The organism is Thermomonas sp., from assembly GCF_029945965.1.
GTDB lineage: Bacteria > Pseudomonadota > Gammaproteobacteria > Xanthomonadales > Xanthomonadaceae > Thermomonas.
In genome coordinates, this window is sequence record NZ_JAQSDO010000020.1 from 149,942 (window position 1) to 172,777 (window position 22,836).

Consider the following 22,836-nt stretch of genomic DNA (forward strand, 5'->3'; position numbering starts at 1 on the left):
CCATGAAGGTGGCCGGGGGATTGAAGCCCTACTCAGCGCACGCGAACACGAACTCGGATGTTTCTGCCTCTCCTGCTATTTGCAGGCTAAGCCTTCACCCGCGATTAGTTGCTGTCAGACACACCCCTCGCGTAGTTGTCGAGCTAAAACTAGTGAATGGCATGTGAGAAATTAATTGGCGTGGCGACACATGCGGTTCGGCCAACGGATGTCCTGTTTAATGATGTAGTGGCGTGAAAGAACGAGAGCCCAGTAATCCCTCGATCTGCTGCATCTCATGAGGTAAGAGCGCACCGGCACAGATGGTTTAGTTTCTTAACTCTGGTACGCATGCCCAGCCGCAGGATCACTGGCGTGCGACGATCGGGGTCTACAACGCAGGGGAATGGCATGGCAGGTCCGAAGTACTACCCGATATTAAAGTGGAAAAAGGGAGAGCAAGACGCAGTTCGTTACCTGGATACCGCTGACCAAGCTGTGATGCTGCCTGTCTTAGAGGTTCTAGCTAAGCCAGGTGCAGACTTGCGGTCCGCGTTAGGAGCCCAGCTCGAGCGCGCACATGGCGATTTCTTTCCATTCGGCATCGATGGCCGAAATGTCTGGCAGGCAGGATCGGTTTTCAATCCACTTCTCAGGCTGTGTGCCGGCCTGCAGAAGGACGGCTACCTTGCCTATCCGGTCATTAATGTGCCTGATCTGTTCGCTAACTTGGGGAACTTGGCCGCACTAAAGGAATTTTCGATCGTCATCCTGCGGCTGCGCTTGCAATTGCTCACGCTAGTCCAAGCAGTGAAGGTGATCAAAGACGTACGCAAGGCAGTTGGTCGCAAGGTTCAGGTTCACGTAATTTATGACTTTGGGCCGATTGGCGATGCCCCCGAGCCGTGGTTGCGCGGATTCGTCGAGCCGTTCGTCAGGGACACCTTGGCCGGAGGGGACGCAAGCTTTGTCTCCATGGCTGGTGGTTCGTTCCCATTGACCCTTACAGGTATTCCCGTCGGTGCCCAAAACAAATTGCGGCGCAAGGAGTGGCACGTCTGGCAGGACTTGCGATTACAGCTTGGCTGCGCCGACGTGCGATTTGGGGACTTCACCGTAACCAATCCCGAGCCACTGGAGATAGCGGATCCGGCGGCCATGAACCCTTCCGCCGCCATCCGCTACGCACTAGATGGTGAGTGGTGGCTTTTGAGGGGCAAAGGGGTCAAAACGGCGGGGGCTGGAGGGTTTGGCCAATACAACACGCTATGTAAGCTGCTGGTCGCCAGTCCTCAATATGCAGGGGCGCCTTTCAGCTATGGCGATGGGCGTTACAGTTTTCACGCGCAGCCAAGTCAAACCAAGACTGGCAATCTCACGACATGGCGGCGAGACGCCGCAAATCATCATCTCGTTCAGACGGCGCGGCGATTGAATGTGCTGATTTGAAGCGAAGAAGGTCGCGCTCACGCAGGGATGTGCGGGAACGCAGTACCTCGATTACCCATTTCTTGAGCGTCGCCAGTTCGGTGAGGTCGGCCAACTGGCGGTAGAGTTTGGCCCGATTTGCCGAGCTGGCCACCTTGGCGCCGAGATTGTCCCGAAGAATGACAGCGGCCTCGTCGCGCCAAAGGAGGGCGGCGATGCTTTCAAGCTCCTGCCGCGGATTGAAGTCGGGAGGGCGCACTTGTGTCAGGCTCACTTCACCGGAGTCTGTGCGCTCGGCCTGGAGGATGCCCCACCAAGGTGCCAGCAGGAGCGACACCTGAGGAACGAACGCTGCGGTAGTAACGATGGTCAACTCATCGAACACGCGATGGTAGGCGTGCATCTGATGAGCTAGGCGATCGAGCGTATCGAAATCGCTTTTAATCTCGAACCCACACAGCGAGCTACCAAGCTGAGCGACGTCCACACGGGCCGTGCCGTTCTCGATTCCCATCTCCTCCACTAGGAGATCACCCGCGGCGAGCCGAGGCGTAAACCATGTGGCGAGAGCTTGGCGAAGCTCCTGCTCGGTGACGCGGTGGCGGACGAAACTCATGCTGGCGATTATGCCACGCTTTATGCCATAATGCCATTATGCCGAGAGGAAAACAGCCCATAGATCCCCGAATATTGGACGCGATTCCGCGCATCAAAGCCCATATGTTGGCGCATGGGCACACTCAGCCTGACGTAGAAAGGTTGACTGGGCAGCCGCAAAGCCAGATAAGCCGCTTGTTGGCCGGCAAGCGGACTCGTGTGACCGACCCGGTGCGTGAGATATGCAAATATGCAAATATAGACCTTGAAGCGGTATTGCCCATATCTGCTCACGAGCGACGCCTTTCTTACGCCGTTGGACAAGTCATAATGGACAACCCGTGCGGCGCGGCGGTCTTGGCCAGAGTCATCGAGGCCTTGGCACCCACTCTGGCGCTACTACGCGACCCGCCGGCGATGCGTGCCGATAAGGAGCACCCATGAACGTTCTCCCATACCGTGATCTGATGGCGACGATGCGTGGGATCGGCCTAAACAAAAGGCAGGTCGGAGCCCTGTTGCCCGAATGGTGGGAAGACACGACGGCCTCAACGACGGCCGGCGCGTGGGAGTTCGTGCTAATGATGAGCCGGCGCCTCGGATTGGATGCAGTGCTCCTGGCTCAGGGTCAGGTTCATTCCTTGGGCGAGGTTTCCGAGCCGCGATTCAAGCACACCGCCCGAGTGACCGCAGAAGACCTTCAAGCGGCCAGCCGTATTGCAGGCGCCTTGGCCAAGGCGGTGGTGGCTGCCATGCCGAACCCGACGCCTGTGCCGCTGCTGTCAGCCCAGGAGGTGCGCGACAAGATTCTCGCCAATCGCAACGGCCGGGTCGACTTCGACAGCCTCCTCGACTTTGCCTGGGAATGCGGGATCCCCGTGATTCCTCTCCCCAACCTTCCGCCTGGCGTCAAGAAAATGGACGCGGTGGCGATGAAGGTTGAGTCGCGGCCCGCGATCGTGATTGCACGCAAGAACGACTCCAAGGCCTGGCTAAGCTTCATATTGGCCCACGAGTTGGGACATATCCTGCTCGGCCACGTACCGGACAACGGCTCGATAGTGGAGGGGTCTATCAAAGATACGTCCGACTTCGAAGCCGAATCTCAACTCGACCAGCAAGAGCGCGAAGCCAATGCTTTTGCGCACAGCGTTTTGGGTGGGCGCGATCTCGAGCAGGTCGTGAGCAGTTGGGGTACCCGGGCGACGATGATGGAGCTCGTGGACAAGGCACTGGAGGGCGGGCCGCGGCTAAGAACAGCGCCGGGCCACCTAATTCTGCGTTACGCCTTCACTTCACGGCGATGGGCGGATGCCAATCTGGCCTTGCGGTTCTTGGCCGATGACGTGGATGCCCAGGCGACTCTGGTGGATCGGTTGGCTAAACAAATTGACACCGGAGCAATTGCCGGCGATCTACAGGAGTTTGTCGAACAGATCACTGGGGTGGCTGCTCGAGCGGCCTGATGCACACGGTGGTTCTTTTGGTCGACAACGATGTGCTGCTCAGCGCAGCCCATTGGGGTCTATTGGATATGGTGCCCACCCTCGTCGGGGCCACTTGGGCGGAGGTGGCTGTCTTAGCATCGTTGCCCCCGCGGGCAAGGAAAGCCGACCCGAAATTGTTTAAGGACCCGGCGGTGGCTGCAACGCTAGTTCCGTATTTGGCGCAATGCACTCCAATGCCCGACCCGGATGTCAGTCTGATCGCCAGGCTGCAGGGGCGTCCTGACATCGACGTAGGAGAACAGGTGCTGTTCGCCGCCACTGGCGGTGCGGCCGAAGCTTTCGTTCTGACGGGCGACAAACGGGCCATTCGCGCACTCGCGCTCCTGCATGCCGAGGGAGTGATCCCCGAACTCACCGGGCGGGTCTTGTGTATGGAGCATTTGCTTTGGCACGCTCTCTCTGTCCTAGGTCCGGACGAGTTGTTGCGCCGGGTTCGGAAATATCCAGATCGAGACATGGCAACGCTCGCGATAGTGGGGCGAACCGAGGCAAAGTCGCAGCCGCAAATCGAAGAGGGTCTTACGTCCTACCTAATGAATCTGAACCAAGCGTCGCCTCACTTGATGGCTCGCGGCCATGGATTGGATTGACTGGCGTGACCTAGACTTTACGTCGCATTCACGACGATTCCGCTCTAGGCTAGGGATTACTGCTTGAAACTACTGACCGCAACGTCGACTCTTGCGGTAAGTGACGGCTCAACTTGTAGGTCGCAATGACCGAAGAAAGTAAGAAGCCACTGACTCTTTGAGCGGGCACTACCTCGCGATACACTTCGACCAAGGTAGTTGTCGTCCGTCATTGAGGCACCCAGCGAAGCCGCGCCGGGGGCATAAATGGGGGCACTAACGCTAATATCCGCTTGCCAGTGCCAGGTAAAACAGCCGCTTAGGCTGACTATTCGGTGCTGATAAGCGGCACCAATCGTCGCGGCACGTCTGCTCGCACCCACCCACGAGGACGACCCCATGAGCCACAGCTATCCACCTGTATCCGTGTTCGGCGTGCCCACCGACATAGGCGCATCGCGTCGCGGCGCTTCGATGGGGCCAGAGTCATTGCGCGTGGCCGGCTTGGTCGAAGCGATCTGCAAGCGTGGCGTGGATGCCCGCGATCTGGGTGATCTTCCCGGGCCGCGCAATCCGGTCAGTCCGCCGGTGGATGGATACCGCCACCTGGTCGAAGTGGTCGCGTGGAACCAGGCCGTGTTCGATGCCAGCACGCGCGAGCTGCAGGCCGGCCGCATGCCGATCCTGCTCGGTGGCGACCATTGCCTGGGGATCGGTTCAATCGCCGCGGTAGCCGCGCATTGCCGCACCCAGGGCAAGAAGCTGCGCGTGTTGTGGTTGGATGCGCACGCCGATTTCAACACCCGCGACATCACCCCCTCGGGCAATATCCATGGCATGCCGGTGGCCTGCCTGTGCGGTCTGGGGCCGAAACAGTTGACAACCATGGGCGGCGCGGCGCCCGCCCTGCGACCGGACCAGCTTCGCCTGATCGGCATCCGCTCGGTGGACCGCGGCGAAAAGCGGCTGGTGCAGGAGCATGGCCTGGACATCTACGACATGCGTTACATCGACGAAGTCGGCATGCGCCGGGTGATGGAGGAAGCGCTGGACGGCGTGGATGCAGACACCCATTTGCATGTCAGTTTCGACGTCGACATGCTGGATCCCTCGATCGCACCTGGCACTGGCACGCGCGTGCCGGGCGGCGTGAATTACCGCGAAGCCCAGCTGATCATGGAAATGGTGGCCGACACCGGGCGCATGGCCTCGCTGGATATCGTCGAGGTCAATCCGGCGCTGGATCGGCGCAACGCCACCGCCAAACTGACCGTGGACCTGGTCGAGAGCCTGTTCGGCAAGTCGACCTTGATGCGCGATTGATACTTGATTTCCACGCTTCGGTTCATCCGCGGTTGTGCCACTTGGCGGCGATTGCACACTGGCTTCACAGTCGGGTGCGCTTTCATGCACGCACGCGCTGACCATCCGGTTGCGCTTTGATCATCCCCGATCATCAGGAGATCCCTATGAAGCGTTTGTTTGCCCTGTTGGTGTTGGCTTCGTTCTCGACATTCGCGTTGACCGCTTGTAACACCATGGCCGGCGCCGGCAAGGACGTGCAGAAGGTCGGCGAGAAGGTTGAGCAGAAGGCGGAAGACTGCAAGGACGCCAAGTGCTGATCGAAGTTTCGATCAGTTAGCGCCTGCCAAGCGATCAAGGAAGGCAACAACGCAAGGATGCCCGACGGGCCAGGGAAACCTGGCCCGTCTTATTTGTGCTGGCCATTCGCGCATCTGCGCCGCATTTGCGTTTAGCGCCATCCGCGTGGTGGATCGGCGACGAAACCGTTCGGGAACGCGCGTGGACCGCTTTGCACATAGGGCGGATACGGGCGCGGCAGCACGCCGATCGCCACCAGGTGGTCGGCATCGTCATAGCGCAGCTGGCTGACCTGTTGCGGGCTGCGGCTGGCGCGGACGAATTCGGTCTGCCCGACCGGCGCCCATTCGCGTTCACCATGGCCGGTGCCCAGTTGTTGCGGCATCGCTTCCGCCTGGGACATCGCACGGTCGGCTGACGCAGCCGGCGCGGCAGCCTTGCCTGAAGCCTCTTGGCGCGCACGGTTCGATGCGATGGGTGGGGCCGTAGGCGCGTAGTACGGCTGCACGTGGCGCTCCTTGAACACCGCGATGCCGATCACCCCGACATCGTCCGGGCGCCCGGTGCGCGCCGCATAACTGTCAGGCAGGTCGGTGAACAGGAACTGGGCGACATCGTCCAGTGACTTGCGCCAGCCGGCGATCTCCGCGGTTTCCCATGGATCCAGCACATAGCCGCCCTGCGAGGCCGAAGCGGTCTGGCCGCTGACCGCGTTGACGCCATCGACCGACAGCACCACCAGCACGCGTTCGCCGGTGGTATTGATCAGGCGCACCGAATAACGATGGCCCGGTACGCCGGCGACCCAGTCCTGGCCGCGCTGGCCGTGCTGGCCGTATTCCGGCAGGACCTGGCCGGTATCGCGGTCGATGATGTCAAGGCCGACCAGGTCTCGGGCGGATAGCGGCGAACAGGCCGCTGCGGACGTCAGGGCAAGAGCCAGGACGAGCGGTAAGTGGAGCGATGGGCGACGGATCATGGCGGTCTCCAGGAGAGATTGGCGCGCGCAAGGCGCAGTTGGTGTGCATGGATGCAAACGCCCCACGCGTGCGGATGGGGTTGATGGCCGCGGCGGTTAAACTGTGCGCCGCATCGACAGCACTGAATTCCATGAGCAAGACCCGCGTCCTGACCGGCATCACCACCTCCGGCACCCCGCACCTCGGCAATTACGTCGGCGCGATCCGCCCGGCCATCGCCGCCTCGCGCACGCCCGGCGTGGAGAGCTTCTACTTCCTCGCCGACTACCACTCGCTGGTGAAGATCAGCGAGCCGGCGCGGGTGCAGCGCAGCACGCTGGAGATCGCCGCCGCGTGGCTGGCCTGTGGCCTGGACCCGCAATCGGTGTGGTTCTACCGGCAGTCCGACATCCCGGAAATTTCTGAACTGACATGGCTGCTGACCTGCGTCGCCGGCAAGGGCCTGCTCAACCGCGCGCATGCCTACAAGGCGTCAGTGGACCGCAACCGCGCCGAAGGCGAGGACGACGATGCCGGTATCAGCGCCGGCCTGTTCATGTACCCGGTGCTGATGGCCGCCGACATTCTGCTGTTCAATGCGCACAAGGTGCCGGTCGGTCGCGACCAGGTGCAGCACATCGAAATGGCGCGCGATTTCGGCCAGCGCTTCAATCATCTGTACGGCCAGCCTTCATCAAGGGAATTCTTCACCTTGCCGGAGGCCGCGATCGAGGAACAGGTCGCGACCTTGCCGGGACTCGATGGCCGCAAGATGAGCAAGAGCTACGACAACACCATTCCGATGTTCGCGCCGCGCGCGGAACTGAAAAAGCTCATCGCCGGCATCCTCACTGATTCGCGTGCGCCCGGCGAAGCCAAGGACACCGAAGGCTCGGCGTTGTTCCAGATCTACCAGGCATTTGCCACCTTGGAAGAGACCGCCGCGATGCGCCAGGCCTATGCCGACGGCATTGGCTGGGGTGATGCCAAACAAAAACTATTCGAGCGCATCGATGCCGAAGTGTCACCGCTGCGCGAGCAGTACGAAGCGCTGATCGCCAAGCCTGCCGACATCGAGGCGATCCTGCGCGATGGCGCGCAGCGCCTGCGCACGGCGCATGCAACACCCAGCATGCAGGCCTTGCGGGACGCGGTCGGGCTACGTGACCTGTCCAATGCAGGCGATGCAGGAACGCAGGCATCTGCGAAGAAAGCCGACACGGCCCTGGTACCGACCTTCAAGCAATATCGCGATGCCGATGGCAAGTTCTACTTCAAGCTGATGCTTGGCGAGCGCGTGCTGCTGCAAAGCGCCGGCTTCGCCTCGCCGCGTGATGCCGGCGAGCGCATCGCCGCGATCAAACAGGGCACGCTGGACAGCGACCAGCTCGACTTCAGCCTGGGTGATGACGTGAGTTCCGATGACGTCAACGCTGCGCTGGCCGCGTTCGTCGCCGCGCAGCTGGAAGGTGAGGCCGACAAGTCGTGAACCTGTCGGCCTGACCGAAACCGCATGCCAGCTTTTATGGAGTCTGTCTCGGCGGGCTTGTGTCTCGGCGGCCTGAGCCCGCCCTACAGCCGTCCTGCCTCAATTCGATTGTGCCATGTCGTCCAGCAGCGCAGCCAGGAAGCGCGCCGCCTCGCCACCCGTGCAGGCGCGATGGTCGAAGGTCAGCGAGATCGGCATGCGCCGATGCACTTCGATCCCGCCCATCACCGCGACCACGTCGTGCGACAACTTGCCTGCACCAATAATAGCCACAGTCGGCGGCACGACGATTGGTGTCGCGTAGCGTCCGGCGAACATGCCGAAGTTCGACAGCGAGATCGTGTAGCCGGACAGTTCCGAGGTCGCGATTGAACGGTCCTCGACCTGCACGCGCAAACGCTTGATCGCCGCGCGCACGCCGACGGCGTCGAGCATGTCGGCATTGCGCAGGGCGGGCACGAACAGTCCATCGTCGGTGTCGACGGCAATACCGATGTCGACATGCGGATGCAGGGTACGGCTCAGGTTGGGCCCATCGAACCAGGCATTGAGCGCGGGCACTGCCTTGCATGCGGCGACAATCGAACGCACCAGTCGGGCAGTGATGTCCTGGCGGCCGCTCCACGCGTGCAGGTCGGCATCGTCGACAAGCGTCGTGGGTACCACCTGCGCGTGTGCATCGGCCATGACCCGCGCCATGTTGCGGCGTACGCCCTTGAGTTGTTCGGGCTGGCCGGTCGCGACTGCACCCGGCGGCTGGGTGCGCATCGGCTTGCCGGATTGCGACAGCGTGGACCTCTCTCTTCCCCCGCTTGCGGGGGAAGGTGCCCGAAGGGCGGATGGGGGAGGCGTGCCCTCACCCCCAGCCCCTCTCCCGCTCGCGGGAGAGGGGAGCAAGAGCGAACCATCAGCGGCTGCCCGCTTGACGTCAGCCATGCTGACCGTGCCATCGGTGCCGCTGGGCGACACGCGGGCGATATCGACGCCGAGCTTGCGTGCTGTTGCGCGGACGGCCGGCATCGCCTTGACCCCACCAGATGCGATCGCGGCCTGGGCCATCACCGCAGTACCGACCTGCATCGCGCCGACTACCGTGCCGGCGTCGTCGGCTGCTTCCGCTTTGGCGGCGGGTTCGGGCTTGGTCGGTGCGGCAGGTACGGGGGCAGGTTCTTCCTCATGCGCGGAGCCGTGGCTGTGGCCGGTGTCCTGGCCTTCGGCACGCTGCGGCATCGACGCATCCAGCTCGAACTCGGCCAGCATGTGTCCGGTGATCACGATGTCACCTGCGTCACCGGCCAGCTTGAGCACTTTGCCGGAGACCGGCGAGGGCACGTCGACTACGGCCTTGGCGGTCTCCATCGAGACCAGGTTGTCGTCCAGCTTGATGGTGTCGCCGACCTTGACGTACCACTCGACGATGGTCGCATCCGGCAGGCCTTCACCGAGGTCGGGCAGCTTGAATTGTTTGTTCGCCATGTTGGTTTTGTCCGTTGGGCCTTGGCCCGTCGTTGAAATGTCGTGGTATCCGAAGGCAGGCCTGGGTCCGCCCTACGAATGTGCCGTGGCGCGCTTGGCCGCGGCGACGATCTTGTCGACGCTGGGCAGGTATTTCATTTCCAGGCGGAACAGCGGGATGTGGGTGTCGTAGCCGGTCACACGCTCGACCGGCGCAACCAGGTCGAACATGCATTCCTCGGCGCAGCGCGCGGCGATCTCGGCGCCGAAGCCCGCGGTCTTGGCGGCCTCGTGCACGATCACGCAGCGCCCCGTCTTGGCGATGGATTCGGCAATGGTGGCGAAGTCCAGCGGCGTCAGCGTGGCGACATCGATCACTTCGGCGCTGATGCCATCCTTCGCCAGTGCCTCGGCGGCTTCCAGGGTTTCCTTGACCTGCGCGCCCCAGGTGACCAGGGTGATGTCGCTGCCGTCGCGCAGCACGAAGCAGACATCCAGCGGCAGCGCCTCGCCGTCATCTGGCACCAGTTCCTTGTACTGGCGATAGATGCGCTTGGGCTCCATGTAGATCACCGGATCCGGGTCGCGGATCGCAGCCAGCAACAAGCCATAGGCGCGTGCCGGTGACGACGGCATCACCACGCGTAATCCAGGTACGTTGGTGAAGATGGATTCGTTGGCTTCGGAATGGTGTTCCGGCGCGCGGATGCCGCCGCCCCACGGCACTCGCAGCACCATCGGGCAACTCAGGCGGCCGCGGGTGCGGTAGCGCATGCGTGCCGCGTGGCAGACGATGAAGTCGACCATCGGATACATGAAGCCATCGAACTGCGCTTCGGCGACCGGGCGCATGCCTTGCGAGGCCATGCCAACGGTCAGCCCGGCAATGGTGGTTTCGTCCAGCGGTGTGTCGAGGATGCGCTCGGTGCCGAAGGTGGCGGACAGACCGGCGGTGGCGCGGAACACGCCGCCATTGATGCCGACGTCCTCGCCCAGCACTACGACGCTGTCGTCGTTGCGCAGCTCATAAGCCAGGGCTTGGGTGATCGCTTCGATCAATGCGATAGGTTTGGCGTCGCTCATGGGCGCTTCTCCAGTGCAATTGCGGCCGCGCGTTGCGCATGCAGCTCTTCAGGCAACTCGGCATAAAGAAAATCGAACATCGCCTCCACTGGCTGCACCGGGCATTCCAGGTAGGCGTTGATCTCGACGTCGATCAATTTTCCGCATTCCTCGATCCACGCCTTTTCCTGTGCCTCGTCCCACAGTTTCTGGTCGGTCAGGAATTTGCGCAGGCGCAGGAACGGTTCTTTCAACCAGGCATCCTTCACTTCCTGCTCGCCGCGATAACGGCGGGCGTCGTCGGCGGTGGTGTGGTCATGCAGGCGATAGGTCATGAATTCGATCACGCTGCCGCCTTCGCCGCTACGTGCGCGTTCATGGGCACGACGCATTGCCTCGAGCACCGCCACCAGGTCGTTGCCGTCCACTTGCAGGCAGTGCAGGCCGCCGGCGATACCCTTTTGCGCGAGCGTCTGCGCGCCGGTTTGCGACGCGCGCGGAACCGAGATGGCCCAGCCGTTGTTGATCACGCACAGCACCAGCGGCAGCGAATACGCGCCCGCCGAATTGAGCGCGGCATAGAAATCCGTCTTCGACGAGCCGCCATCACCGCAGGTTGCCACCGCGACCCGGTCCTGCTTGCGCAGCTTGAAGCTGAGCGCGGCGCCAGCGGCCATCAGGCATTGGGTGGAAATCGGCACGCACCAGGGATAGTCGTTGCGCGGTCCTTCGAAATCGTTGCCACGTTCGTCGCCGCCCCAGTACATCAGCACTTCGCGTGGCTTCACCCCGCGCATGAACTGCGCGCCGTATTCGCGATAACTGGGCGCGAACACGTCTTCAGGTTTCATCGATGCGCCGATACCGACATGGGTCGCCTCGTGGCCCAGGCAGGCCGCGTAGGTACCGAGCTTGCCGGTGCGCTGCAGGGCAATCGCCTTGGTGTCGAAGGTGCGCACGTAGAGCATCTGCTTGAACAGCGGGAGCAATGCTTCGGCATTGGGTACCGCGGGCGGCAGCGGGCCGGACAGGCTGCCATCAGGTTTCAGGTATTGCAGGTATTCGATTTCGAACGTGGCGGCGACGGTCATTGGCAATGGCATCCGCGGCGGAAACGCTCATGATACCGGAGCCTGCGCTCGGGCCATTGCGCGGCGCGGCATGCCAAACTTGCGAAATGAGCATCGAAAAGAACCAGCGCGACCTGGAAGCCAGCATCCATACCGATCTTGCCGGACGGCTAAGTTACGGCGGCTACCTGCAACTGGACCGGCTGCTGTCGGCGCAGCATCCGCTGTCGAATCCGCCGCACCACGACGAGATGCTGTTCATCATCCAGCACCAGACCAGCGAGTTATGGCTGAAGCTGTTGATCCATGAACTGAGCGCCGCCACCGAGCACCTGCGCCATGATCGCGCCTGGCAGTTCGGCAAGGTTGCCGCCCGTTGCAAGCGGGTGCTGGATCAATTGACCGCGCAGTGGTCGGTGCTGGAGACGCTGACGCCTTCCGAATACATGGAGTTCCGGGACATCCTGGGGCCATCGTCCGGGTTCCAGTCGCTGCAATATCGCACCGTCGAATTCCTGATGGGCAACAAGAACGCGGCGATGCTGAAGGTGTTCGCGCATGACGTGTACGGCCATGCAGCACTTGAGTCGGTGCTGAACGCGCCTAGCCTGTACGACGAATTCCTGCGCTACCTCGCGCGCTGGGGCCACGACATCCCGGCAGTCCACCTGGAGCGCGACTGGTCGCAGCCGCATGTGATGGACCAGGGGCTGCTGCCGGTGTTCGAACGCATTTACGAGGATACGGACCGTTACTCGCGCGAGTACGCGCTGTGCGAGGACCTGGTGGACCTGGAAACCCAGTTCCAGCTGTGGCGCTTCCGGCATATGCGCACGGTGATGCGGATCATAGGGTTCAAGCGAGGAACTGGTGGCTCCAGTGGCGTGGCCTTCCTGAGCAAGGCGCTGGAGCTGACCTTCTTCCCTGAATTGTTCGAAGTGCGCACCGTTGTCGGGCCTGGAAAGGGCTATGGCGCGGACGCGGACACGCGCTGAGCTACACGTACTGCGCTGCAGCGCAGCATATTTCGGCAGCCTTCCAAGGTTTGACGCTGCGATACAGGGTCGGTCATTCTTGGCCGGTTGACCTCCGTCCAACCGGGAAACGCGATGACCTCGACCAATGTCCCCAATGCCGTGGAGCCAGCTGGCCCATCGGTGGATTCACCCGTGAACGGCAACCCGCCGGACTTCCCACAGCTGATGGGGCATCCGCGTCCGTTGTGGATGCTGTTCATGTCGGAATTCTGGGAACGCTTCGCGTTCTACGGCATCCGCTGGGCAATGGTGCTGTACATCGTCGCCCAGTTCCACGGCGGCGACGCCTCCGGCGAAAAGCCCGCAAGTGAGCTCTACGGCGCCTACCTGGCGTTGGTGTATGCCGGTGCGATCTTCGGTGGCTTCATCGCCGACAAATTGATCGGACACCAGCGTTCGATCCTGCTTGGCGCGGTCATCATGGCTTCCGGCCTGTTCTTGCTGGCGATGCCGTCGGAGTCGATGTTCAAGCTGGGCCTGGCCACGGTCATCGTCGGTAACGGCCTGTTCAAGCCGATCATCTCGACCCTGGTCGGCAAGCTCTACGCGCAAAGCGACGACCGTCGTGATTCCGGCTTCACCATCTTCTACATGGGTATCAACATGGGCGCACTGATCGCCCCGCTGATCACCCAGTACCTGGCCAAGAAGATCTTCGGCATCGAAGACATGCCGGCCTACAAGATCGTTTTCATCGCTGCCGGCATCGGCATGCTGCTGAGCTTGGTGTGGTTCTGGTTCGGCCGTCGCCAGCTCAAGGGGCTCGGCCAGCATGCCGAGCACCAGGCTGGCATGCGCAATGTCTCGCTGGTGTTGCTGGGTGGCGTGCTGATCGGCGTGCCGGTGTTCTATACGCTGCTGACCATCGATGCCACGGTCCTGCAATACATCCTGATGGCGTTGTTCGTGATTCCGGCGGTGATGCTGTTCCGCGAGGGCGTGCGCGAAGGCAGCGTGCAACGCGACAAAGTAATGGCGATGCTGACCATCTTCGTGTTCAACGTGCTGTTCTGGATGTTCTTCGAGCAGGCGGGCAGTTCGTTCAACTTCCTGGCCGAGAAGATCGTCAATCGCGACATCGGCATGGTGGGTATGTTCAACGCACTCGCGGGCACCAACGATTTCCCGGTGTCCTGGTTCCAGTCGGTGAACTCGGTGGCGATTATTCTTTTCGCGCCGATCCTGGCTTGGCTGTGGGTCAGGATGGGCAAGAACAACCCGACCATCCCGCGCAAGTTCGGCCTGGGCCTGATCTTCAATGGCCTGGCCTTCCTGCTGCTGATGGTCGCGCTCAAGGGCATGGTCGACGATGCCGGCAAGATCCCGTTCTGGACCCTGATCATGGTCTACGTGATCCAGTCGGTCGGCGAGCTGTGCCTGTCGCCGATTGGTCTTTCGATGACCACCAAGCTGGCCCCGGCCAAGTTGACCGGTTTCGCGATGGGCTGCTGGTTCCTGTCGATTGCGATCGGCAACAACCTGGCCGGTATTTTCGCTGGCAAGGTTAGCGGCGAAGGCGGCATGACGGTGGAATCGGCGCATGCCGGTTACACCTTCGGCTTCTACGCGCTGGTCGGTGCAGGCGTGCTGCTGTTCCTGATCGCGCCGCTGATCCAGCGCTGGATGCATGGCGTGAAATAACGCCCGATCCGCTTCGCGCAACAAAAACGGCAGCTTCGGCTGCCGTTTTTGTTGGGGCATGCATTCGCTTCAGTCCTGCGTGGCGTCATGTTCCGATGCGAACTGCTCGGCGTGGAGTTCCAGCTCATCCAGTCGGTCGAGCAGGCGGAACAGCAGGTCACGTTCCTCGTCGGGCATGCCGCCGAGCACATGCTTCTCGAAGGCCAGCGCCAGCAGTGCGACCTGGTCGTACACCACGTAACCGGCGTCGGACAAGCGCAGCACCGAGCGCCTGCGGTCGTTGTCGTCGAACTCGCGCAGCAGGCGGCCCGCCGCGATCAGGCTGGCCACCGCACGGCTGACCGCGACCTTGTCCATCGCGGTGCGCTGTGCGACCTGGTTGGCGGACAGGCCGCCCTTGCGGCCGAGTACGGCCATCACCCGCCATTCGGTCACGCCCAGCCCGAACCGCTGCGAGTACTCGCGGGCGATCGCGCTGCTGATCCGGTTGGATAACACGCTCAACCGGTAGGGCAGGAAATGCTTCAGGTCCAGCTGGATAGGCCGCATGGTCGGTTCCCCGGGGTGTTCGTGTGCTGCATCGCGGCTTGAAATGGTTGCATGTGAAACTATAGACTCTGAGGTTCACGTGCAAGTCGCCACATGCACTTACAGGAACCACCATGAGCGCTCAACCCAATCTTGGCATGCAGGTCACCACCTTCGAGAACCCGATGGGGATCGATGGCTTCGAGTTCGTCGAATTCGCCGCACCGGCAGGTGAGGCCGGGTTCATGCATGACTACTTCCGCAACATGGGCTTCACCGCGGTGCTGCGCCACAAGTCGCGCGCGATAACCGTGTATCGCCAGGGCGGGGTCAATTTCCTGCTCAACGAAGACCCGGATTCGTTCGCTGCGGATTTCGCCGCGGCGCATGGCCCTTGCGCCTGCGGTTTCGCGATCCGTTTCCGCAAGCCGGCTGACGAAGTCTGCGCCATGGTCATCGGCAACGGCGGTGAAGCGATCGAGCACAAGCCTGAATCGAAAGCCGTCGATGCGCCGGTGGTCAAGGGTATCGGCGATTGCATGCTGTACCTGGTCGACCGCTATGGCGACAACGGTTCGATGTATGAGGACTACCTGCCGATCGAAGGCGCGGACCAGGATCCGGTCGGCTTCGGGCTGACCTTCATCGACCACCTGACCCACAACCTGTACTTCGGCAACATGCAGAAGTGGTCGGACTATTACGAAAAGCTGTTCAACTTCCGCGAGATCCGCTACTTCGACATCAAGGGCGCCAAGACCGGGCTGGTGTCCAAGGCGATGACCGCACCGGACGGCATCGTGCGCATCCCGTTGAATGAATCCAACGATCCGAAATCGCAGATCAACGAATACCTCGACGCCTACAAGGGCGAGGGCATCCAGCACATCGCCTGTTTCACCGACGACATCTACGCCACGGTCGAAAAAATGCGCGAGGCCGGGCTCACGTTCCTGGACACGCCGGAAACGTATTTCGATGTAATCGATCAGCGCGTGCCCAACCATGGCGAAGACGTGGCACGGCTGCGGCGCAATTCGATTTTGATCGACGCCGACCTGGAAACCAAGACGCAAAAGCTGTTGCAGATCTTCACCAAGAACGCGTTTGGCCCGATCTTCTTCGAAATCATCCAGCGCAAGGGCAATGAAGGCTTCGGTGAAGGCAACTTCCAGGCGCTGTTCGAGAGCATCGAACGCGACCAGATGGAACGCGGCGTGCTGTGACCATGCAATCGAACGGCTATCAGTCCGGCTTCGGCAACGAATTCGCGACCGAAGCGTTGCCCGGCACATTGCCCGTTGGGCGCAACTCGCCCCAACAGGTCGCGCATGGTTTGTACGCGGAACAGCTGACGGGCACCGCGTTCACTGCGCCGCGCCACCAGAACCGCCGCAGCTGGTTGTATCGGATACGTCCGGCGGCGATGCATGGGCCGTTCGTGCCGTTCAATCAGCCTGGCTTACACAACGATTTCGGCAGCGGCCCGGTGACCCCGGACCAGTTGCGCTGGGATCCGCTGCCACTGCCGGGTGCGGATGCATCCGTTGATTTCGTCGATGGGCTGGTGACCATGGCTGGCAATGGCTCGCCTGAGGCGCAGTCCGGCATCGGCGTGCACTTGTACGCAGCCAATGCGTCGATGCAGGGGCGCTACTTCTACGATGCCGACGGCGAGCTGCTGATCGTGCCGCAGCAAGGCCGTCTGCATATCGAAACCGAACTCGGTGTGCTCGACATCGAGCCGCAGGAGATCGCGGTGATCCCGCGTGGCATCCGCTTTCGGGTCGAGCTTCCCGATGGGCCGTCGCGCGGTTATGTCTGTGAGAACTTCGGCGGATTCCTGCGCCTGCCAGACCTCGGGCCGATTGGCAGCAATGGGCTGGCGAATCCGCGCGATTTCCTGACCCCGAATGCGGCGTTCGAGGATCTCGAAGGTGACTTCGAACTCATTGCAAAATTCCAGGGACATCTGTGGCGCGCCGACATCGGTCATTCGCCGCTGGACGTGGTCGGCTGGCATGGCAGCCACGTGCCGTACAAATATGACCTGCGCAGGTTCAATACGATCGGTTCGATCAGCTATGACCATCCAGATCCGTCGATCTTCCTGGTACTGACCTCGCCAACCGACACGCCCGGCGTGGGCAACCTTGATTTCGCCATCTTCCCGCCGCGCGTCCTGGCTGCGCAGGACACGTTCCGGCCGCCGTGGTTCCACCGCAACATCGCCAGCGAGTTCATGGGCTTGATCCATGGTGAATACGATGCCAAGGCTGAGGGGTTCGCACCGGGTGGCTGTTCGCTGCACAACTGCATGACCGGCCACGGCCCAGATGCGGTTACGTTCGAGAAGGCCAGCCATGCGGACACGTCGAAGCCGGACTATGTGCGTGACACCATGGCGATCATGTTCGAGACCTGCAAAGTCATCCGGCCAACGGCGCAAGCACTCGATGCCACGAATCGGCAGCGTGATTACCAGGCCTGCTGGGCTGGGCTGCGCAAGCATTTCAACGGCGGCGGCTGAGCAGACACAAACGCCCGCTAGATTGCATCCTGCCGCTGGTTGAAATACTCATCCAGCGGCATCGGCCGGTCGATTGCATAGCCCTGCGCGAAATCAACGCCGAGTGCAGCCAGCGCGTCGCGCTGGGCGATGGTTTCGGTGTGCTCGGCCACGGTTTTCTTCATCAGCAGGTGCGAGATCTTGGTGATTGAGCGCACGACCTCGGCGGCCAGCGGTGAGGTGTCCATCTCGCGCACGAAACTGCCGTCGATCTTGAAATAGTCCACGTCCAGTGCGCGCAGGTAGCTGAAGGAACAGAAGCCGGTGCCGAAGTCGTCCAGCGCGAAACGGCAGCCGAGGCTGCGCATCTCGTCGATGAAGCGCTGCGCGCGGGCGAGGTCGCGCACGGCGCTGGTCTCGGTCACTTCGAAGCACAGGCGATTGCCGGGGAAGCTGCTGTTGCGCAGGCGCTCGGCGACGAAACCGATGAAGCTTTCGTCGACCATCGCTTCACCGGAAAGGTTGATGCTGCAGGTTGCCACCTGCGCCGCTTGCTCGGGGTGTGCTTCCAGCCAGTCCAGCGCGAGCATGACCGCTTCGCGGTCGATGCGCAGGCCCAGGCCGAAGCGCTCCGCCGCCGGCATGAACTGACTGGGCATCAGCAGGGTGTCCTGGCCTGGCTCCTTGAGCCTGATCAGCAATTCGAAGTGACGGCCCTGCTCCGTGTTTGCGTGCAATGGTGCGAGGGTCTGGGCATGCAGGAGGAAGTGGTGATGCTCCAGTGCTTCGCGAATCCGCAGCGCCCAGCGCATGCTGGCGGTGCGATCCAGCACCTCGCTGGCCAGTCCGCTGGCGAGGAACACCCGGTTGCCACCAAGCTCCTTGGCGGTGAAGCAGGCGGCATCCGCTTTCGAAAGAACTTCCGCGAATTTTGCCTCGCCGGTGCGGAACGGCACCACGCCAATACTGATGCTGGTGGCCATCGCGTGGCCTTGCCATTCGCAACGATAGTGTTCGACGGCGCGGGCCAGCGCACCGGCGGCTTCGCGCGCCATGGTCGGGTTGCAATTGCGCAGCAGTACCGCGAATTCGTCGGCGCCCAGGTGTGCCAGCAGGTCGCCTTCGCGCAGGCTGGATGCGAGTGCGCCGGCGACACCGACGATCATCACGTCGCCGGCCACATGGCTTGAGGTGTCGTTGATCAGGGAAAAGTTGTCCAGGTCCAGATAAGCCAGTGCCATCGGTGGTTCGCCCGGATCGCCCAGGATCCGGTTGACCTTGGCTTCGAAGGCGTTGCGGTTCGGCAATCCGGTCAGGCTGTCGATGTTGGCGTGCGTGGCCAGCCTGCGTGCAGCCAGGCGCTGCTCGTGCACGGTCAAGGTCAGGATGATCGGCAGGATCGCAAGCAGGCACAGGTAGCCGAGCAGGATAGCGCTGTCGAGCGCCTGCACGGGCGCCTGGAAGCCGGCCAGGCCAAGGCCGGCCAGCATGCCGATCAACAGTTCGCTCAGCAGCACCGCGACCGCAGTGCGTATCGGTTCGAAGCGCAACGCGCTCCAGACCATGATCGACAACGGCAGGCTGCTCAGGCCCAGCACGAATTGGCCGCCTTGCGAACCGCCCCAGGCCAGCAACAGAAAGCTGGCGGCGAGGGCCATGTTCCATGCCAGTTTTTCGTTCTCCGTGCCGTAATTCGATGCCCGGTCAATTTTGTCGGCCGGCTTGCGGAAACCGATCATCAGCAATGCGGGCGCAATACTGACGATGCCGAGCAGGTCGCCCAGCGACCATTTCACCAGCGCGTCGAGTTCCGATGATTCCCGGATCAGGCCGGACGCCACCATGCCGCCAACGCCGATGAGCGCGCTGATCAACGCCATCAGCATGCCGCCACGCAGGACCCGGAACGCGAAACGGATGTCCAAGTGTCCGGGCAATCCCGCGCGTAGGACGAACCAGCCGCCTGCAAGCACGCCCAGGGTATTGCTGAGGATCGAATACGGAATGAATGCGGCTGGCACCGGGCTGACCGTCATGTGCACCAGGGCCATGGCCACCGGAACAATCCAGATCCAGCGCAAGCCGTAACGGATGACGGCCGCCAGCGCCAGGCCCGATGCGGGCCAGAACAGGGCCACGGTTCCCGGCATGGCGATGAACTGGCCGGCAAAGGCAGCCAGGCCGAAGTACAGGCCGACCAGTAGCAGCGATCTGGACAGGGTGGCTGTGATCGCTCGCATGTCCCGCGTTTACACCTCGTGGTCCTTCCGCTCGGATGGATCGGACATGCTGGACCCAACGACGTCCAGCTGGCCTTGGATGATGAACCTTGCAACGTTGCTGCGTAGATCATGCAGCATGTTGCCGAGGTCTGCAGATTGCGTCGGCCGCAACAGCGCCCAGCCATGCCCCCGATGTTGCCTGACCCAATGCAGCGCAGCCTCCGCCAGTTCCACAGACTGCTCCCAGCCGAAGAGTTGCTGTCCATCGTGTGCCAGCGGGAGCTCGGCCAGGCCAACCGAACAGTCCAGTGCGACCTGCTGGCCGTCTCCCCTGTCCAACGGTTGGCTGGCGACACTCGCCCGGATGCGTTCGCCCAGGTTGGTCACAGCCAGCCGTGGCGTTGGCCGGAACACCAGCAGCAGGCAATCGTCCTGCCAACGGGCCAGGTAGTCACCTGCACGCACCAGTCGAACCAGGGTCTGCGCGGCATGTGACAAGGCCATGCCATCGACCGTGAATTGGGGGCTCTCAGCGGTGCCAAACGCGTCGCCGAAGCCGATCACGGCGAACACCAGGGCATGGTTGGAATAGGCCCCGCGCGCCTGCTCACGGTCGTAGTACGCAAGGTCGGCGGGAATCTGGTTGGCCAGGTAGCGGTGGTTGTGCAAGCCGGTCAAGGGGTCGGCCTGGCTGGCATGTTCCAGTTGGACATTGGCCACGTGCAGCTGCTCGGTGCGTTCATTGACCTGCTGCTCAAGCAGGTTGCGCTGTGCCAGATGCGCGTGGTGCTGCGTCCGGTAGCCGGCATACAGCACCGTTCCCAGCAACAGCAGGCCCAATATGAGGAATAGCGGTGTTTCCTGGAAGCGTGGCGTGATCCGGAACGGCAGGCGCGCGACCGTGCGGCCCCATACGCCGGCGTTGTTGGCAGCCTTGACCTGGAACACGTAGTCACCCGATGGCAGGTTGGTGTAGTTGACGCTGCGCGGGGACACCACTTGCAGGTCGCGCCAATCCGGGTCGTAACCGACCAACTGGTACGACAACGTCACACTGGCCGGGTCCTGGAAGCTGAAGGCGGTGAATTCGAACGCCAGGTCGCGGGCATCCTCGGGCAGGACCAGTTTTTCGCTTGCGGTCACGTCATGCCAGCGGTCCTGGAATTGCAGGCGTTCGATCACGACATCGGGCGGTACCGGGTTCTTGACGATAGCGCGGGTATCCAGGGCGACCACGCCATCGCGACTGGGCAGCCACAGCACGTCATGATCAATGAAGCCCTTGGAGTTACCAGCGCCGTTGCAGCAGAAGCCTTGCTGGCCGCTGCGCCGGTCGCCGCGTTCGTTGAGCACCATTTCGGCATCGACTTTCTTGATCTTGCCCTCACGCAGGCGGGCGAGGTCTGCGATGGGCAGGCGTTCGACGCCACGAATGCCGGCCAGCCACAAGTAACCTTTCGAGTCTTCCGTGATGTAGAACGCGGCATTTCCCGGCAATCCCTGTTCGGTGGACAGCTGCTGCCAATGTTCGCCATGCCGTACATAGAGGTTCTCGTCCAGGCTGCCAATCACCCAGTCGCCATTGCTCAGTTCATGGATGGCAGTCACGTCCAGCCCGGGCGGCAGGCCGGTGGTAAATCCCTGTTGCACCAGACGGTCGTTTTCCAGCAGGTACAGCCCGTCCTGGGTACCGACCAGCAACCTTCCGTCGGCCAGCTCATTTACCAGGCGGGTGCGCGGGTCGCGCAGGCCCTGCTTGGTGCCGAAGCGATCCAGGTGATCGCCTTGCAGCCGGAACAGGCCTTCGGTGGTCGAGATCCAGACCGCGCCGGAATGGCTGCGCACGATGCCGTTGATCTGGGCATTGGCCATGGGCTCGAACAGTGCGGGATGTTCGACCTTGCCATTGCGGTACAGCACCAGCCCGCGGCGGGTGCCGATCCAGATTCGGTCGGCATCGGCAAGCAGGTTGTAGGCATGCGGATGCGGCAGCTCGGTGCCGGTCAGCACCGATTCGAAATGGCCATCGCGGAGCACGCTCAGGCCATTATTGGTGCCGACCCAGATCGCCCCATCGGGCGCCTTGGCCAAAGACCAGACCAACGGCTCGGTTAGCCCCTGGGGCGTGCTGTAACGCTTGGTCCAGCCGTTCCAGAGCCGGGTCAGGCCATTCCACTGGCTGCCGAACCACAGGTTGCCTTCGCGATCCTCGAACGCGCTGATCACGCTGCGGAAGCCGTTCGGATTCGAATCCGGGATCAGTTCAGACAACGTGCCTTGGTTGAACCGGGCGATGCCGGCATTGCTGGCGACCCACAAGTTGTGGTCATGGTCTTCCAACAACATGGTGGTCGGTGCGTCTTGCAGTTCGGGTTTGGTGCTGGCTGCCGACCATATGCCCTGGCCGTAGACATACAGACCCAGGGTCGTGCCGGCCCAGAGCTTGCCCTGGGCTTCGACCAGTGACGTGACCACGGCCTTTTCCAGCCCGGCAGGCAAGGCCAGGAACTGGTGGTCCTGGCCATTGAAGCGATACACCCCGCCGAGACTGCCGATCCACAAGCCGTCGCTGCGTGGTAACAGCGATTGGGTCATCAACGGGCTGCCCGGCTGGTGCTGCAACACGCCGTCTTGCAGGGCGTACAGGCCCTGGTTGCTGGCGACCATCAGGCGCCCGTTGATTTCCTTGATGTCGAAGATGTCCAGCACGCTGGCATCGCCATGGCCGGCTACAGCAATGCTGGAAAACGTGCTGCCATCATGCACCGCCAGACCCTTGTAGGTTCCGATCCATAGCTTGCCGGTCTTGTCCAGGTACAGGCTGCGGATCAAGATGCCGGGGATGCCGGGAGTGTCTTTCGGGCTATAGGTGACGAAGCGTATGCCATCGAACCGTGCCAGGCCCGACTGGGTGCCGACCCAGAGATAGCCGCGACGGTCCTGGGTGATCGCCTGCACGCTGATCTGTGGCAGCCCCTGCTGCAACGACCAGGTATTGCGCACGTAGTGATAGAAAGACTTGCCGGGATCGAGCGCACGCACAGGCGCTACCACCGTCAGCCAGATCAGCAAGACAGTCAGCAGCAATGGAACGCGCAATACCCACCTGTGTTTTTTCATGCGCTGCCTGCAGGGATGAGGCTGGGCCAGTCTAGCCTGCCTCTGGCGTTCCCGGCACGCT

Annotated in this window: 18 protein-coding genes; 10 read left to right on the forward strand and 8 right to left on the reverse strand. The window is 62.2% G+C overall.

The window, feature by feature from the left end; genetic code table 11:
* Nucleotides 1–390 precede the first annotated feature (390 nt).
* Complete coding sequence (locus PSV05_RS13400; RefSeq protein WP_300066086.1) at nt 391–1,428, forward strand: hypothetical protein; 1,038 nt, start codon at nt 391–393, stop codon at nt 1,426–1,428.
* On the opposite strand, the gene PSV05_RS13405 is transcribed toward PSV05_RS13400, so the two are convergent.
* Nucleotides 1,355–2,023 carry a sce7726 family protein gene (locus PSV05_RS13405; RefSeq protein ID WP_300066089.1) on the reverse strand — a complete coding sequence of 223 codons (669 nt, stop codon included), beginning with the start codon at nt 2,021–2,023 and terminating at the stop codon, nt 1,355–1,357. The genes PSV05_RS13400 and PSV05_RS13405 overlap by 74 nt on opposite strands.
* Before the next feature lie 421 nt (nt 2,024–2,444).
* On the opposite strand from PSV05_RS13405, the gene PSV05_RS13410 reads away from it, so the two are divergent.
* The 4 genes from PSV05_RS13410 (at nt 2,445) to PSV05_RS13425 (ending at nt 5,703) form a co-directional block, all read left to right on the forward strand.
* Complete coding sequence (locus PSV05_RS13410; protein ID WP_300066092.1) at nt 2,445–3,470, forward strand: ImmA/IrrE family metallo-endopeptidase; 1,026 nt, start codon at nt 2,445–2,447, stop codon at nt 3,468–3,470.
* A complete protein-coding gene (locus tag PSV05_RS13415; protein WP_300066095.1) occupies nt 3,470–4,102 on the forward strand; it encodes a hypothetical protein in 633 nt (210 codons plus the stop codon). The genes PSV05_RS13410 and PSV05_RS13415 overlap by 1 nt, the downstream gene beginning before the upstream one ends.
* A gap of 378 nt (nt 4,103–4,480) precedes the next feature.
* The gene (gene rocF, locus PSV05_RS13420) at nt 4,481–5,404 is read left to right on the forward strand and encodes an arginase (protein ID WP_300066098.1); all 924 of its coding nucleotides are present in this window, start codon (nt 4,481–4,483) and stop codon (nt 5,402–5,404) included.
* A 146-nt stretch (nt 5,405–5,550) separates the two neighbouring features.
* Nucleotides 5,551–5,703 carry an entericidin A/B family lipoprotein gene (locus PSV05_RS13425; protein ID WP_300066100.1) on the forward strand — a complete coding sequence of 51 codons (153 nt, stop codon included), beginning with the start codon at nt 5,551–5,553 and terminating at the stop codon, nt 5,701–5,703.
* A gap of 131 nt (nt 5,704–5,834) precedes the next feature.
* Here the strand turns inward: PSV05_RS13425 and PSV05_RS13430 are convergent, their stop codons facing one another.
* Nucleotides 5,835–6,662, reverse strand: coding sequence for a hypothetical protein (locus PSV05_RS13430; RefSeq protein WP_300066103.1), 828 nt, complete (start codon nt 6,660–6,662; stop codon nt 5,835–5,837).
* A gap of 131 nt (nt 6,663–6,793) precedes the next feature.
* On the opposite strand from PSV05_RS13430, the gene PSV05_RS13435 reads away from it, so the two are divergent.
* Complete coding sequence (locus PSV05_RS13435) at nt 6,794–8,131, forward strand: tryptophan--tRNA ligase (protein ID WP_300066106.1); 1,338 nt, start codon at nt 6,794–6,796, stop codon at nt 8,129–8,131.
* A 99-nt stretch (nt 8,132–8,230) separates the two neighbouring features.
* Here PSV05_RS13435 and PSV05_RS13440 read toward each other — a convergent pair whose 3' ends face one another.
* The 3 genes from PSV05_RS13440 to pdhA form a co-directional block, all read right to left on the reverse strand.
* Nucleotides 8,231–9,607 (reverse strand): dihydrolipoamide acetyltransferase family protein, encoded by a 1,377-nt coding sequence (locus tag PSV05_RS13440; RefSeq protein ID WP_300066108.1) that lies wholly within the window; start codon nt 9,605–9,607, stop codon nt 8,231–8,233.
* Between the two features lie 72 nt (nt 9,608–9,679).
* Nucleotides 9,680–10,669, reverse strand: coding sequence for an alpha-ketoacid dehydrogenase subunit beta (locus PSV05_RS13445; protein WP_300066111.1), 990 nt, complete (start codon nt 10,667–10,669; stop codon nt 9,680–9,682).
* On the reverse strand, nt 10,666–11,739 hold the full coding sequence (pdhA, locus tag PSV05_RS13450; protein ID WP_300066114.1) for a pyruvate dehydrogenase (acetyl-transferring) E1 component subunit alpha: 1,074 nt from the start codon (nt 11,737–11,739) through the stop codon (nt 10,666–10,668). The genes PSV05_RS13445 and pdhA overlap by 4 nt, the downstream gene beginning before the upstream one ends.
* Nucleotides 11,740–11,825: 86 nt before the next feature.
* Here pdhA and PSV05_RS13455 point away from each other — a divergent pair, with 86 nt between their 5' ends.
* Nucleotides 11,826–12,713, forward strand: a complete 888-nt coding sequence (locus PSV05_RS13455; RefSeq protein WP_300066116.1) for a tryptophan 2,3-dioxygenase family protein — start codon at nt 11,826–11,828, stop codon at nt 12,711–12,713.
* Nucleotides 12,714–12,920: 207 nt separating this feature from the next.
* Nucleotides 12,921–14,396 carry an oligopeptide:H+ symporter gene (locus PSV05_RS13460; RefSeq protein WP_300066992.1) on the forward strand — a complete coding sequence of 492 codons (1,476 nt, stop codon included), beginning with the start codon at nt 12,921–12,923 and terminating at the stop codon, nt 14,394–14,396.
* Between the two features lie 69 nt (nt 14,397–14,465).
* Here PSV05_RS13460 and PSV05_RS13465 read toward each other — a convergent pair whose 3' ends face one another.
* Nucleotides 14,466–14,945 (reverse strand): MarR family winged helix-turn-helix transcriptional regulator, encoded by a 480-nt coding sequence (locus PSV05_RS13465; RefSeq protein ID WP_300066119.1) that lies wholly within the window; start codon nt 14,943–14,945, stop codon nt 14,466–14,468.
* A 113-nt stretch (nt 14,946–15,058) separates the two neighbouring features.
* Between PSV05_RS13465 and hppD the strand changes: the two genes are divergently transcribed.
* Nucleotides 15,059–16,150 (forward strand): 4-hydroxyphenylpyruvate dioxygenase, encoded by a 1,092-nt coding sequence (hppD, locus tag PSV05_RS13470; RefSeq protein WP_300066121.1) that lies wholly within the window; start codon nt 15,059–15,061, stop codon nt 16,148–16,150.
* Nucleotides 16,151–16,152: 2 nt separating this feature from the next.
* Nucleotides 16,153–17,454: a homogentisate 1,2-dioxygenase gene (gene hmgA / locus PSV05_RS13475; protein WP_300066124.1), complete on the forward strand. Its 1,302-nt coding sequence runs from the start codon at nt 16,153–16,155 to the stop codon at nt 17,452–17,454.
* Between the two features lie 17 nt (nt 17,455–17,471).
* Here hmgA and PSV05_RS13480 read toward each other — a convergent pair whose 3' ends face one another.
* Together PSV05_RS13480 and PSV05_RS13485 are read right to left on the reverse strand one after the other, a co-directional pair.
* The gene (locus tag PSV05_RS13480) at nt 17,472–19,673 is read right to left on the reverse strand and encodes an EAL domain-containing protein (protein ID WP_300066127.1); all 2,202 of its coding nucleotides are present in this window, start codon (nt 19,671–19,673) and stop codon (nt 17,472–17,474) included.
* 9 nt (nt 19,674–19,682) lie between these two features.
* Nucleotides 19,683–22,775, reverse strand: a complete 3,093-nt coding sequence (locus PSV05_RS13485) for a two-component regulator propeller domain-containing protein (RefSeq protein WP_300066130.1) — start codon at nt 22,773–22,775, stop codon at nt 19,683–19,685.
* Nucleotides 22,776–22,836 lie beyond the last annotated feature (61 nt).